The sequence below is a fragment of the Blastococcus sp. SYSU DS0616 genome (genome assembly GCF_054051015.1).
In genome coordinates this window covers 16,872-28,894 of the sequence record NZ_JBJHAJ010000021.1, presented here as the reverse complement: position 1 = coordinate 28,894, position 12,023 = coordinate 16,872, and the positions used below count along the sequence as shown (strand labels likewise).

The 12,023-nt window shown below is 75.6% G+C and carries 16 protein-coding genes; 7 read left to right on the top strand and 9 right to left on the bottom strand.

Translation table 11 applies throughout. The features are described 5' to 3' along the window. Window positions 1-49: 49 nt before the first annotated feature. The 5 genes from glmM to ACI79K_RS15360 form a co-directional block, all read right to left on the bottom strand. Window positions 50-1,396 carry a phosphoglucosamine mutase gene (gene glmM, locus ACI79K_RS15380; RefSeq protein WP_456590424.1) on the bottom strand — a complete coding sequence of 449 codons (1,347 nt, stop codon included), beginning with the start codon at window positions 1,394-1,396 and terminating at the stop codon, window positions 50-52. Between the two features lie 20 nt (window positions 1,397-1,416). Beyond that, complete coding sequence (gene rpsI, locus ACI79K_RS15375; protein WP_456590425.1) at window positions 1,417-1,836, bottom strand: 30S ribosomal protein S9; 420 nt, start codon at window positions 1,834-1,836, stop codon at window positions 1,417-1,419. Further along, complete coding sequence (rplM, locus tag ACI79K_RS15370; RefSeq protein ID WP_456590426.1) at window positions 1,833-2,276, bottom strand: 50S ribosomal protein L13; 444 nt, start codon at window positions 2,274-2,276, stop codon at window positions 1,833-1,835. Before rplM ends, rpsI begins: the two co-directional genes overlap by 4 nt. A gap of 224 nt (window positions 2,277-2,500) precedes the next feature. Continuing rightward, window positions 2,501-2,986 (bottom strand): beta-class carbonic anhydrase, encoded by a 486-nt coding sequence (locus tag ACI79K_RS15365; RefSeq protein ID WP_456590427.1) that lies wholly within the window; start codon window positions 2,984-2,986, stop codon window positions 2,501-2,503. After that, window positions 2,979-3,989 (bottom strand): PfkB family carbohydrate kinase, encoded by a 1,011-nt coding sequence (locus ACI79K_RS15360; protein WP_456600097.1) that lies wholly within the window; start codon window positions 3,987-3,989, stop codon window positions 2,979-2,981. Before ACI79K_RS15360 ends, ACI79K_RS15365 begins: the two co-directional genes overlap by 8 nt. Window positions 3,990-4,048: 59 nt before the next feature. On the opposite strand from ACI79K_RS15360, the gene moeA reads away from it, so the two are divergent. The 3 genes from moeA to ACI79K_RS15345 are packed head-to-tail and all read left to right on the top strand — an operon-like array spanning window position 4,049 to window position 6,218. Beyond that, a complete protein-coding gene (gene moeA, locus ACI79K_RS15355; protein WP_456600096.1) occupies window positions 4,049-5,251 on the top strand; it encodes a molybdopterin molybdotransferase MoeA in 1,203 nt (400 codons plus the stop codon). Further along, window positions 5,248-5,721 (top strand): cyclic pyranopterin monophosphate synthase MoaC, encoded by a 474-nt coding sequence (gene moaC / locus ACI79K_RS15350; protein ID WP_456600095.1) that lies wholly within the window; start codon window positions 5,248-5,250, stop codon window positions 5,719-5,721. The genes moeA and moaC overlap by 4 nt, the downstream gene beginning before the upstream one ends. Continuing rightward, window positions 5,718-6,218: a MogA/MoaB family molybdenum cofactor biosynthesis protein gene (locus tag ACI79K_RS15345; RefSeq protein WP_456590431.1), complete on the top strand. Its 501-nt coding sequence runs from the start codon at window positions 5,718-5,720 to the stop codon at window positions 6,216-6,218. The genes moaC and ACI79K_RS15345 overlap by 4 nt, the downstream gene beginning before the upstream one ends. A gap of 140 nt (window positions 6,219-6,358) precedes the next feature. Here ACI79K_RS15345 and fdhD read toward each other — a convergent pair whose 3' ends face one another. Continuing rightward, on the bottom strand, window positions 6,359-7,186 hold the full coding sequence (gene fdhD / locus ACI79K_RS15340) for a formate dehydrogenase accessory sulfurtransferase FdhD (RefSeq protein ID WP_456600094.1): 828 nt from the start codon (window positions 7,184-7,186) through the stop codon (window positions 6,359-6,361). Window positions 7,187-7,226: 40 nt separating this feature from the next. On the opposite strand from fdhD, the gene mobA reads away from it, so the two are divergent. The 4 genes from mobA to ACI79K_RS15320 all read left to right on the top strand — a co-directional run bounded on the left by mobA (window position 7,227) and on the right by ACI79K_RS15320 (window position 10,091). Further along, window positions 7,227-7,817: a molybdenum cofactor guanylyltransferase gene (gene mobA / locus ACI79K_RS15335; RefSeq protein ID WP_456600093.1), complete on the top strand. Its 591-nt coding sequence runs from the start codon at window positions 7,227-7,229 to the stop codon at window positions 7,815-7,817. A 9-nt stretch (window positions 7,818-7,826) separates the two neighbouring features. Continuing rightward, the gene (locus tag ACI79K_RS15330) at window positions 7,827-8,492 is read left to right on the top strand and encodes an NAD(P)H-binding protein (protein ID WP_456590434.1); all 666 of its coding nucleotides are present in this window, start codon (window positions 7,827-7,829) and stop codon (window positions 8,490-8,492) included. Between the two features lie 70 nt (window positions 8,493-8,562). Beyond that, window positions 8,563-9,465, top strand: coding sequence for an alpha/beta fold hydrolase (locus tag ACI79K_RS15325; RefSeq protein ID WP_456600092.1), 903 nt, complete (start codon window positions 8,563-8,565; stop codon window positions 9,463-9,465). After that, on the top strand, window positions 9,465-10,091 hold the full coding sequence (locus ACI79K_RS15320) for a TetR/AcrR family transcriptional regulator (RefSeq protein ID WP_456600091.1): 627 nt from the start codon (window positions 9,465-9,467) through the stop codon (window positions 10,089-10,091). The genes ACI79K_RS15325 and ACI79K_RS15320 overlap by 1 nt, the downstream gene beginning before the upstream one ends. Here ACI79K_RS15320 and truA read toward each other — a convergent pair. Genes truA through rplQ form a run of 3 tightly spaced genes read right to left on the bottom strand, consistent with a single transcriptional unit; the run spans window position 10,069 to window position 11,919 of the window. Then, window positions 10,069-10,938, bottom strand: coding sequence for a tRNA pseudouridine(38-40) synthase TruA (gene truA, locus ACI79K_RS15315; protein WP_456600090.1), 870 nt, complete (start codon window positions 10,936-10,938; stop codon window positions 10,069-10,071). The genes ACI79K_RS15320 and truA overlap by 23 nt on opposite strands. Window position 10,939: 1 nt before the next feature. Continuing rightward, window positions 10,940-11,314 carry a hypothetical protein gene (locus tag ACI79K_RS15310; RefSeq protein ID WP_456590438.1) on the bottom strand — a complete coding sequence of 125 codons (375 nt, stop codon included), beginning with the start codon at window positions 11,312-11,314 and terminating at the stop codon, window positions 10,940-10,942. Beyond that, window positions 11,311-11,919: a 50S ribosomal protein L17 gene (rplQ, locus tag ACI79K_RS15305; protein ID WP_456590439.1), complete on the bottom strand. Its 609-nt coding sequence runs from the start codon at window positions 11,917-11,919 to the stop codon at window positions 11,311-11,313. Before rplQ ends, ACI79K_RS15310 begins: the two co-directional genes overlap by 4 nt. Between the last annotated feature and the right edge of the window lie 104 nt (window positions 11,920-12,023).

The following is a 12,023-nucleotide window of genomic DNA, read 5'->3' as shown; positions in this document are numbered from 1 at the left end:
CCCCCGCGCGCGACCGGTCCGCCCCGAGGGGTGAGGCCGGATCCAGCCGTCAGCCGACCGCGGCGACGACCTCCGCGAGCCGCTGGGCGACGGCGTCGGCCTGCTCCTGCGTGGGCGCCTCCACCATGACGCGGATCAGCTGCTCGGTGCCCGACGGGCGCAGCAGCACCCGGCCGCTGTCGCCCAGCTCCGCCTCCACCGCGTTGACCGCGGCGGCGACCTCGTCGCTCTCGGCCACGGCGAGGCGGTCGGAGACCGGCACGTTGACCAGCACCTGCGGCAGCCGCTGCACCACCGAGGCCAGCTCCGCCAGCGAGGCGCCGGTGCCGGCCATGCGGGAGAGCAGGGCCAGCCCGGTGAGCAGGCCGTCGCCGGTGGTGGCGTGCTCCAGGAAGACGAGGTGCCCGCTCTGCTCCCCGCCGAGGCTGAGGTCGTGGGCGCGCAAGGCCTCGAGCACGTAGCGGTCGCCGACGGCCGTCGTGCTCACGGTGATCCCGGCGTCGCGCATCGTGTGGTGGAACCCGAGGTTGCTCATCACCGTCGCGACGACCGTGTCGGACTTCAGCGCACCGCGCTCGTGCAGGTCCAGCGCGCAGATGGCCAGGATGGCGTCGCCGTCGACGACGTCGCCGTCGGCGGTGACGGCGAGGCACCGGTCGGCGTCCCCGTCGTGGGCGAGCCCGATGTCGGCGCCGCGCGCCCGGACGGCCTCGACCAGCGGCCCGAGGTGGGTGGAGCCCACGCCGTCGTTGATGTTCCAGCCGTCGGGCGCGCAGCCGATCGCGTGCACCGTCGCGCCGGCCCGCCGGTAGACCTCGGGGGCGGCCGTGGCGGCCGCTCCGTGGGCGGCGTCCACGACGACGGACAGGCCGGTCAGCGGCCGGACGGCCGTGCCGAGCAGGTGCTCGACGTAGGCGTCGGTGCCGTCGTCGAGTGCGCGGACGCGGCCGACCCCGCCGCCGGTGGGGCGGTGGCCGTCGGAGGAGCCGGAGGCGACGGTCTGCTCGATGGCCGCCTCGACGGCATCGGGCAGCTTGTGCCCGCCCCGGCTGAAGAGCTTGATGCCGTTGTCGGGCATCGGGTTGTGGCTGGCCGAGATCATGACGCCGAGATCGGCGCCGCTGCGGCCGGTCAGCCAGGCCAGCGCCGGCGTGGGGACCACCCCGGCGAGGAGCACCTCAGCTCCGGCGCTCGTGAGGCCCGCGACGACCGCGGCCTCGAGCATCTCCCCGCTGGCACGGGGGTCGCGGCCGACGACCGCGACGGGACGCGAGGTCCCGTCGCGGTCGGCGAGCACGCCTGCGGCGGCGCGTGCCACCGAGAGGGCCAGCTCCGGCGTGAGGTCGGCGTTCGCCCGACCCCGGACGCCGTCGGTGCCGAAGAGTCTGCCCCCCATGGCCGACGCAGCCGTGCCGGTCAGCGCTTGGAGTACTGAGGCGCCTTGCGGGCCTTCTTGAGCCCGTACTTCTTGCGCTCCTTGACCCGCGGGTCACGGGTCAGGAAGCCGGCCTTCTTGAGGGCCGGGCGGTCCTCGCTCTCGACCTCGATGAGGGCGCGGGCGATGGCCAGGCGCAGCGCGCCGGCCTGGCCCGTGACGCCGCCACCCTTGAGGAGGCCGACGACGTCGTACTGCTCGGCCTTCTCGAGGGTCACGAACGGCTCACGGATGAGCTGCTGGTGCACCTTGTTCGGGAAGTACTCCTCGAGGGTGCGGCCGTTGAGCTTGAACTGGCCGGTGCCGGGGAGCAGCCGCACGCGGACGACTGCCTCCTTGCGCCGGCCGACGGTCTGCACCGGACGCCCCTCGGCGTCGGTCACGGTCAGTGCGCTGGTCACTGGGCCACCTGCTTGATCTCGTAGGTCTGGGGCTGCTGCGCGGCGTGCGGGTGCTCCGGGCCGGCGTAGACCTTGAGCTTCTTGATCATCTGCCGACCGAGGCTGTTGTGCGGCAGCATGCCCTTGATCGCGCGCTCGATGACGCGGTCGGGGTGCGTGCGCAGCTGGTCGCCCACGTTGATGGTCTTGAGGCCACCCGGGTGGCCGGAGTGCCGGTAGGCGCGCTTGTCCTCGCGCTTGGACCCGGTCAGGGCGACCTTGCCGGCGTTGACGATGACGACGAAGTCGCCGACGTCCACGTGCGGGGCGTACTGGGGCTTGTGCTTGCCGCGCAGGAGCTGCGCGGTCTGGCTGGCCAGTCGACCGAGCACCACGTCCGTGGCGTCGATGACGTGCCAGGCCCGGGCGACCTCGCCGGGCTTGGGGGTGTACGTGCGCACGGCGCGCGTCCTCCGTCGTCGTCGGGATGGCTGGTGGGATCGCCTCGCCGAGCACGGGAGACGGTTCTGCACGCGCGGCACCAGCCGGCACGCGCGCCAACCGAGCACGATACCAGTCGAAGGACCTCCGTCCTCCTCACCCCTCGCAGGCTCGGGGCGAGCCTCTGGACGGGGGCCGTTCCAGCGTGTCACCGGGACCCTGGACGGGGGCCGCTGACGGCCGGTTACCGGACTTCGCGCAGCCGCCCGGTGTCGACGTCGTAGACCGTCCCCCGCACCTCGCGCGACAGGAGGTAGGGGCAGTCCCGCAGCAGCCGCATCGACTCGCGGACGTCGGCGTCGACGTCGGTGAACGTGCGCGCCGACCACGGGGGACGGCGGCCGGTGGCCTGCTCGACCCGGTCGGCGAAGTCGACGTCGTTGCTCTTCTGCAGCCCGCAGTCGGTGTGGTGGACCAGCACGATCTCCCGGGTGCCGAGCAGGTGCTGCGAGATGGTCAGCGACCGCACGGTGTCCTCGGTGACGACGCCGCCGGCATTGCGGATGACGTGCGCGTCACCGACCTCCAGACCCAGGAGGGGGAACAGCGGCATCCGGGAGTCCATGCACGCCACGACGGCGACCTTCCGGGCCGGGGCCACCGGCTTGCTGCCGGGGAACCGCTCGGCCCACTCCGCGTTCGCTTCGAGCATCCGGTCGATCTCAGCCACGACCGGACGATATCCGGACTCCCAGGCGTCCGCGCTCGCGGGCGACCACGTCGGCCAGCACCGCCGGGTCCAGCGCCGGCCTGCCCCCTGCGTGCGAGACCGTCGCGGCCGCCGCCGCGGCGGCGAGCCAGGCCGCGTCCTCGGGGCCGCCCCTGCCGAGCAGCGCGGCGACGAGCGCCGCCACCCACACGTCCCCGGCTCCGGTCGGGTCGACCGGCGCCTCCCCGAGCAGCGGCACGACGAGCTCGCCATCGGCCCACGCCGGGTCGACCTCGCGCTCCCCCGCCGCGACGCCGAGGGCCGGTCCGGACCGCCAGGCCACCAGGTCGCCCTGCTTCCCCACCGCCATCGCCACCAGCCGGGGGCCCGCCGCCAGCAGCTGCGCCGCGGCGTCGCGGGCGTCCTCCACACGGGGCAGCGGGCGGCCGACCAGGAGCTCGGCCTCGGTGGCGTCGGCCCGGACGACGTCCGCGCGGGCGAGCACCGCCTCCCTCGTCGCCGGGTCCTCCGCGGCGCCGTCGGCCACCACGAGGGCCGTCCGGGGAACGCGCGCCAGCGCCGCGCGCACCGCCGCGCCGGGCTGCTGCAGCTGCAGGCTCAGCACCTGGCAGGCCGCCAGCTGCTCGGCCGCGCCGGCCACGTCGGCGGGGGTCAGCAGCGCGCCGGGCGGCACGTCCTCGACCAGCCGCCGGCGGCCGCCGTCCTCCACCAGGTCGACCAGCAGCGCGGTGGGCGTGCCCGGCCGGGTGACGACGCCGGAGACGTCGATCCCGTCGGCGGCGGCCTGCGCCCGCACGTCGCGTCCCGCGGCGTCGTCGCCGACGACGCCGACCAGCGCCACCGGGACGCCGAGCTGGGTCAGCGCGACCGCCTGGTTCGCCCCCTTCCCGCCGAGCAGCTCCCGGCGCCCCGTGGCCGGGGCCGACCCACCGGCCGCGGGCACCCGCGAGAGCCGGAGCACCAGATCGCGGCCGATCTGGCCCAGCACGACGACCGCTGCCATCCACGCGCCTCCTTCCACCGCCGGTGGCGGGCACGCGGCGATGGGCGAGGATGTGCCCCGTGCGCACGGTCGAGGAACACCAGTCGGTGGTGGACGCCCTGCTGCCCGCCCTGCCCGAGGAGACCGTGCCCCTGTCGGCCGCGCACGGCCGGGTGCTGGCGCGCGACGTCGTCGCCGAGGTGCCGCTGCCGGGCTTCGACAACTCGGCGATGGACGGCTACGCCGGCCGGTGGGCCGAGCTCGCCGGCGACGACGGCGGCCCGGTCCGGCTGCCGGTGGCCGAGGACATCCCCGCCGGGCGCACCGACGTCGTCCCCCTGGCGCCGGGCACCGTCCACCGCATCATGACCGGGGCCCCGCTGCCCCCGGGGGCCGACGTCGTCGTCCCCGTGGAGCTCACCGACGGGGGCACCGACGTCGTGGAGATCCGCGACCGCCCGCCCGCCGGGAGCCACCTGCGGGCGGCTGGCGAGGACATCACCGCAGGCACCGTGGCCCTCCCCGCCGGGGCCCCGCTCGGCGCCGCCCAGCTGGGCCTGGCCGCCGCGGTGGGGGTTTCGGAGCTGGTCGTCCGGCGCCGGCCGCGGGTACTGGTCCTCTCCACCGGCAGCGAGCTCGTCGCACCGGGGCAGCCGCTGGTGCGGGGGCAGATCTACGAGTCCAACTCGGTGCTGCTGGCCGCCGCGGTCGAGGAGGCCGGCGGCATCCCCCGGCGACTGCACTTCGTCCCCGACGACGTGGACCAGTTCCTCGCCACCGTGCGGGCGGAGCTGGCGACGGCCGACCTGCTCATCACCAGCGGCGGGGTGAGCGCCGGCGCCTACGAGGTGGTCAAGGACGCCTTCCGCACGCTCGGCACCGTCGAGTTCGGCAAGGTCGCCATGCAGCCCGGCGGGCCCCAGGGCGCCGGCACGGTCGACGGCGTCCCCGTGGTCACCCTGCCCGGCAACCCGGTGAGCGCCTTCGTCTCCTTCGAGGTCTTCGTCCGCCCGGCCCTGCGCCGGGCACTGGGGCACAGCTCGCCCGCCCGGGTGCGGGTACCCGCCCGGCTCGCCGGCCCGCTGCGCTCCCCCGCCGGTCGCCGGCAGTACCTGCGCGGCCGCTACGAGGGCGGGGAGGTCTCCCAGGTCGGCGGACCCGGCTCCCACCTGGTCGCACACCTGGCCCGGGCCAACTGCCTGGTCGTCGTGCCAGAGGACGTCACCGAACTGCCCGCCGACGCCTCCGTGGACGTCATGCTGATCGAGGGAGCGCTCCAGTGACCGAACCACGCCTCACCCACGTCGACGAGTCCGGCGCCGCCCGGATGGTCGACGTCTCCGCCAAGGCGGTCACCGCCCGGGAGGCCACCGCGGCCGGCCGGGTGCTGGTCAGCGCCGAGGTGGTCGACCTGCTGCGCGGGAAGGGCGTCCCCAAGGGCGACGCCGTCGCCGTCGCGCGGATCGCCGGCATCGCCGGGGCCAAGCGGACGCCGGACCTGGTGCCGCTGTGCCACCCGATCGCCCTGCACGGCGTGACGGTGGACGTCGAGGTCGCCGACGACGCGGTCGAGATCACCGCCACCGCCCGCACCGCCGACCGCACCGGGGTGGAGATGGAGGCGCTCACCGCGGTCACCGTGGCCGGGCTCACCATGATCGACATGGTGAAGGCGGTCGACCCGCGGGCGACGATCACCGACGTCCGGCTGCTGCGGAAGTCCGGCGGCAAGAGCGGGGAGTGGACCCGGTGACCGCCGCGCTCCCGGCCGGCGCGCGCGCCGTCGTACTCACCGCCTCGAACCGGGCCGCGGCTGGCGTCTACGAGGACCGCAGCGGCCAGGTGCTCGCCGCCGGGTTGCGCGAGCTGGGCTTCGCGGTGGAGGGGCCGCACGTGCGGCCCGACGACGCCGCCGAGCTGGAGGCCGTGCTGCGCAACGCGGTGGACCTCGGCGTCGACCTGGTGGTCACCACCGGCGGCACCGGCCTCTCCCCCACCGACGTCACCCCCGAGGCCACCCGGGCGGTGCTCGAGCGGGAGGCGCCCGGCATCGCCGAGGCGGTCCGCCGGTACGGCGCCGAGCACGGGGTCCCCACGGCGGTCCTCTCCCGTGGGCTGGCCGGCACCGCCGCGCGCACGCTGATCGTCAACCTGCCCGGCTCCACCGGCGGGGTGCGGGACGGGCTCGCCGTCCTCGGCCCGCTGCTCCCGCACGTGGTGAGCCAGCTCCGCGGCGGAGACCATGTCTGACGTCGTCCTCCGGACGACATCGCGGCCAGGAGCCGTGCCCCAGCTGCGCTGAGCGTGTCCCTCCCTGCGTCGCGGGAGCCTCCGGCCCCCACTCCTGCGGTCACCTCGCGGGGCGCGCAAGGCCCGTGCAGGTGGCCGCGTCAGTCCAGTGCGATGCGCTCCTGGTGGGTGTAGACGTTGCAGCCGTCGCCACGGAGGAAGCCGACGAGGGTGATGCCGACCTCGCGGGCCAGCTCCACGGCCAGCGACGACGGCGCGGAGACCGCCGCCAGCACCGGGATGCCGGCCATCGCCGCCTTCTGGGTCAGCTCGAAGCTCGCCCGGCCGCTCACCATCAGGACGTGCCCGGCCAGCGGCAGCCGGCCGGCCCGCACGCCGTCGCCGATCACCTTGTCCACCGCGTTGTGCCGACCGACGTCCTCGCGCAGCGCGAGCAGCTCGCCGTCGGCGCCGAACAGCCCGGCGGCGTGCAGGCCACCGGTCTTGTCGAACACCTGCTGCTGGGCGCGGAGCCGGTCCGGCAGCGCCAGCAGGGCCGCCAGTGGGAGCCGCAGGGTGTCGGCGGCGACGTCGAAGGAGGTCTTCGTGCGGATCGCGTCGATGCTCGCCTTGCCGCAGACCCCGCAGGAGCTGGACGTGTAGAAGTTCCGCTCCAGCCCGGTGTCGGGCATCGGCACGCCGGGCGCCAGGTCGACGTCCACGACGTTGTACGTGTTGCGCCCGTCCGCGTCGACCGAGTCGCAGTAGCGCAGGCCCGCGACGTCGTCGGCGCCGCGGATCACGCCCTCGGTCGCCAGGAAGCCGTGCACCAGGTCGAAGTCGTCGCCGGGGGTGCGCATGGTGATCGCCAGCGCGCTACCGCCCAGGCGGATCTCGAGCGGCTCCTCCGCGGCGACCGTGTCGGGCCGGGTGGTGTGCTGCGCGCCGCGGATGCGCAGCACCGGGGTGCGGCTGGTGACTCGTCCCACGCGGAGGACGGTACCCATGCCGTGGGCCTACCGTGTCGGCGTGGACCCGCTGCCCCCGTACTCGGCCGTGGTGCTGGCCGGTGGACGGGCCGAGCGGCTGGGCGGGCAGGCCAAGCCCCAGCTGCGCGTGGGCCGTCGGACGATGCTGACGGCCGTCCTCGACGCCGTCGGCGACGCGCGGCAGCGGATCGTCGTGGGGCCGGCGCAGGAGGTCCCGGGCGATGTCCTCCTGACCCGCGAGGCGCCGCCCGGCGGTGGGCCCGTCGCGGCGCTGCGGGCCGGGCTCGCGGTCGTGGACACCGCCGTCGTCGTCCTCCTCGCCGCCGACCTGCCGTTCCTCACCGCCCACCTGGTCGCGGAGCTGCGCCGACGCCTGCGCCACGACGGTGTCCTGGTGGTCGACGACACCGGTCGCGACCAGCTCCTGCTCGGCGCCTGGCGCACGGCTGCGCTGCGCGCCGCCGTGGCCGCGCCGGACTGCCCTCGCGCCCTGCACCGGGTGGTCTCCGGGCTCGCCGTCGACCGCTTCTCCCCGCCGGTGGCACCCGGCCGCCCGGCGCCGTGGCTGGACTGCGACACCCCCGAGGAGCTGGCGCGCGCCCGGGCGGTAGCCGGCGCGCCCCCCGGGTAGGGCGTGGGCATGCGCATCGTCATCGCTGGGGCCCACGGGCAGGTCGCTCGCCGCCTCGGCCGTCTCCTGTCCGGCCGCGGCGACACCGTCGTCGGGCTCGTCCGCAATCCCGATCACCGGGCCGACCTGGAAGCCGATGGCGTGACGCCGGCGGTGATCGACCTCGAGTCGGCCTCGCTCGAGGAGGTCGCCGAGGTGCTGCAGGGCGCTGACGGGGTCGTGTTCGCCGCGGGCGCCGGGCCGGGCAGCGGGGCCGCCCGCAAGGACAGCGTCGACCGCGGAGCGGCGGTGCTGCTGGCCGACGCCGCCGAGCGGGCGGGGGTGCGGACCTACCTGCTCGTCTCCTCCATGGGGACCGACCTGGTGGCCGGTGGCGCCGCGCCCGACGGCGTCGACGAGGTGTTCGCCGCCTACCTGCGCGCCAAGCTCGCCGCCGAGCAGAACCTGCTCGCCCGCCCCGCCCTCGCGGTCACGGTGCTGCGGCCGGGCGGCCTGACCGACGATCCCGGCACGGGCCGGGTCACCCTCGACAGGCACGTGGAGCGCGGCGAGATCCCCCGCGACGACGTCGCCGCCGTGCTGCTGGCATTCCTCGACTCCCCGCGCGACGGAGCCGTGGTGGAGCTGGTCTCCGGCACGACGCCGGTCGCCGAGGCGGTCGCCTCCGTCCCCTGACGCGGCCCTTCCGCCCGGCGACGCTTGGTGGTACACCTGTATCACCAACGCCGCCGAGGCAGGAGCCGCCATGCCCAACAGGACCGCCCGCCCGTCCGCGTTCACCAGCGATGCAGCGCGGAACAGGTTCCTCGTGCGCTACGACGAGGTGCTGGACCGGGTCTGGCCGGTCCCGGTCGATCCGGTCGACCTGCCGACCACGGCGGGCACCGTCCGGGGATACCGGGCCGGCCCGACCGGCAGCGCCCCGGTCGTCCTGCTCAGCGGCGCGGGTGGCAACGCGATCGGCTGGTACCGCGCCGTCGCCGCGTTGAGCCGGCAGCACCCGGTGCTGGTCGCGGACACACCCGGTGAGCCCGGCCGCTCCCGGCAGACCGCGCCGCCGGCCGACGGGCCGGCGCTCACGGGCTGGCTCGAGGAGGTGCTCGCCGGGGTCGGGGCCCGTGGCGCCCACCTGGTGGGGTGCTCCTACGGCGGCTGGCTGGCCCTGGAGCACGCGCGGGTGCAGCCGGGGCGGATCTCCGCGGTGACGCTCGTGGACCCGGCCGGCCTCCAGCCGCTGACCGGCCGCTTCTACCGCTGGGTGGTCCTCGGCGGGATGGCCGCCGCACTGCCCCGGGGACTGCGCCACCGGGCGGCCCGGCGCCTGGTGAACGGCACGCTCGCCGACGACGACCTCATGGCCCTGGTGTCGGCATCCATGGCCTTCCGGCGCCGGCTCCCCGCCCCCTCGCCGTGGTCGGACGACGAGCTCGAGAGCGTCGCCCCGCCGGTGCAGGTGCTGATCGGCGAGCGCAGCACCATCCACGATGCCACCGCGGTCGCCCGCCGCCTGTCCGCCGTACGGCCGGACTGGCGCGTGGAGGTCGTCCCCGGCACCGGCCACGCGCTGCAGGTCGAGGTTCCCGAGCTGGTGGCCGACCGGGTGCTCTCCTTCCCCCCATCCGTGAGCTGCCCACGCGCGGAGGCCTGATGCCCAGGCGCGTCGACCACGGCGAACGGCGGGCACACATCACAGCGGCTCTGCTGCGCATCGCGAGCAGCCGCGGCCTGCAGGCGGTCACCATGCGGGAGGTCGCCGCCGAAGCGGGGGTGTCGCTGCGCCTGGTGCAGTACTACTTCACCGACAAGCGGACGCTGATGCGGGCCGGCCTGGACGAGCTCGCGGCGCGGTTCGACCGCCGGGTCCGTGAGCGCGCCACCGCGCACGGTGCCGGCCTGCCACCGCGGCTGGCCCTCGAGGTCGTGCTCGGCAGCATCCTGCCCACCGACGAGTCGAGTCGTGCGGACCGCATGGCGTGGACGGCCTACTTCGCCGCAACGCTGACCGACCCCGGGCTGCTGGAGGGCACCACCGACCACCCGGATGCGCTCGCCGACCTGCTGACCGGGTACGTCGTGCGCGCGCAGCAGAGCGGAGATGTCGACGCACAGCGGGACGCCCGCATCGAGGCGGCGAGCCTGCTCGCCTTGGTGAACGGCCTCAGCGACAGCGTGCTCGGCCGGCAGCGGGACGCCGAGGACGCGCTGGCGATCCTGGGCTACCGCCTGGACCGGCTGTTCGACGGCCCGGCCGTCAACCCCGGCGCGCCCGGGTGACCTGGGCACGGGCGGCGAGCTCGGCATCGGGCGGGTAGTCGACGGCCAGCAGCGTCAGGCCGTGGGCCGGGGCGACCGGCACCTCGCTGGACCGCTCGGAGCGTGCCAGGAGGCTCGCCGGCCAGTCGAGCGGGCGCCGCCCCTCACCCACCGCGATCAGGCCCCCCACGAGACTGCGCACCATCGAGTGGCAGAAGGCGTCGGCGGACGCATCGATGCGGAGCACCTCGACGCCGGCGTCCTCCACGGCCCTCGAGACCTTGAGCCGCAGCAGGGTGCGGATCGTCGTCGCCCCCTCGCGGCGCCTGCAGAAGGCCGCGAAGTCGTGCTCACCGAGGAGCAGCCCCGCCGCGAGATCCATGGCGGTGGCGTCGAGCCGACGCGGCCAGGCCACCGTGTCGTTCCGGCGCAGCGGCGGCGGACCCGCCGGGTCGTCGGTCAGCCGGTACGCGTAGTGGCGGGCCAGCGCACCGAAGCGCGCATCGAAGTCCGGGGGCGCCTCGGTCACCGACCGGACCACCACGTCCGACGGCAGGACGCCGCGGAGCCGCCGGACCAGCTTGGCGGCCTGCTCCTCCCACACCCCCCGCGGGACGTCGCAGTGGACGACCTGACCGGTGGCGTGCACGCCGGCGTCGGTGCGGCCGGCGACGGTGAGGTCGACGTCGCGGCGGAGCACCGTGGCCAGACCCCGCTCCAGCTCGTGCTGGACCGTGCGCATCGCCGGCTGGCGGGCCCAGCCGTGGAAGCCGGTGCCGTCGTACTGCACGGCCAGCCGGAGACGGACGAGCCCGCCACCGGAGTCGGTGGCGGGCTCGTCCGTGCGCTGCTGATCGCTCAGCGGCACGTCACTTCGGGTCCGGAGCGGCGTCGCCGCCCTGGTACTGCTGGCTCGCGGTCGCGGCGTCCCCGAGCTCGGCGGCCTCGACCTCCGCCGCCGCGGCCCGGGCCACCTCGGGCGAGAGCGCCGGGTCGTCCACCAAGGCCGCGTTCTCGCGCTGCGGCTCGGGCGTCACGTCACCGTCGTCCTGCCGGTCGCCGTCGGGGTTGTAGACGTCGGTGACGATCTCCTGCGCCTCGTCCGTGACGCTGCCGTCGGTCACCGCGGGCGAGGTGTCGCCACCGGGACCGGTGGTCTCACCCTGGAACGTCGCCCCCTGGTCGCCGCCACCGGCGGACACGCCGGCCGCGCCGGCGCCCGTCACGTCCTCGGGCGAGCTCATCGGGCGTCCGTGTCCTCGGCGTCGGCGGCGGTCTCGCCGGCCGCCTCCTCGGCGACCTGGTCGGCCGCCGCGTCCTCGGCGACGGAGGTCTCCGCGGCAGCGGACTCGTCGACCGGGGTCTCCTCGGCGTCGGCGGTCTCGATCGCGTCCGCGGTGACCTCGCCGGTGGCAGCGGCCGCGCCGGCGCCGGTGGCGAACTGGGTGCCACGGGCGCGCTCGGCCTCGCCGACGGCCTGCTGGCCGACGGTCAGGGCCTCGACCAGCTCGATGACCGCCATCGGGGCATTGTCGCCCTTGCGGGGACCGACCTTGGTGATGCGGGTGTAGCCACCGGGGCGGTTCTCGTAGCGAGGGCCGATCTCGGCGAACAGGGTGTGGACGACGTCCTTGTCACGGATGGTCGTCATCACCTGACGACGCGCGTGCAGGTCACCGCGCTTGGCGAAGGTCACCAGCTTCTCGGCCAGCGGACGCAGCCGCTTGGCCTTCGCCTCGGTGGTGGTGATCCGCCCGTGCTCGAACAGCGAGGTGGCCAGGTTGGCCAGCATCAGCCGCTCGTGCGCGGGGGAGCCGCCGAGACGGGGGCCCTTGGTGGGGGTGGGCATGTCGGTCCTTCCTCAGGCGGCCGGGCGCTCGCTGCCGGCTGCATCCGTGGTGGTGCTGTCGTCCTTGCTGCGGTGGTGCCTGCACTGCTCGTGGCGTCAGTGTG

Excerpts from the sequence above, each read along its gene's own strand:
- glmM (WP_456590424.1), bottom strand. The coding sequence starts at position 1,396 with ATGGGGGGCAGACTCTTCGGCACCGACGGCGTCCGGGGTCGGGCGAAC.
- ACI79K_RS15320 (WP_456600091.1), top strand. The coding sequence starts at position 9,465 with ATGCCCAGGCGCGTCGACCACGGCGAACGGCGGGCACACATCACAGCG.
- ACI79K_RS15330 (WP_456590434.1), top strand. The coding sequence starts at position 7,827 with ATGCGCATCGTCATCGCTGGGGCCCACGGGCAGGTCGCTCGCCGCCTC.
- ACI79K_RS15310 (WP_456590438.1), bottom strand. The coding sequence starts at position 11,314 with ATGAGCTCGCCCGAGGACGTGACGGGCGCCGGCGCGGCCGGCGTGTCC.
- rplQ (WP_456590439.1), bottom strand. The coding sequence starts at position 11,919 with ATGCCCACCCCCACCAAGGGCCCCCGTCTCGGCGGCTCCCCCGCGCAC.
- ACI79K_RS15360 (WP_456600097.1), bottom strand. The coding sequence starts at position 3,989 with ATGGCAGCGGTCGTCGTGCTGGGCCAGATCGGCCGCGATCTGGTGCTC.
- ACI79K_RS15325 (WP_456600092.1), top strand. The coding sequence starts at position 8,563 with ATGCCCAACAGGACCGCCCGCCCGTCCGCGTTCACCAGCGATGCAGCG.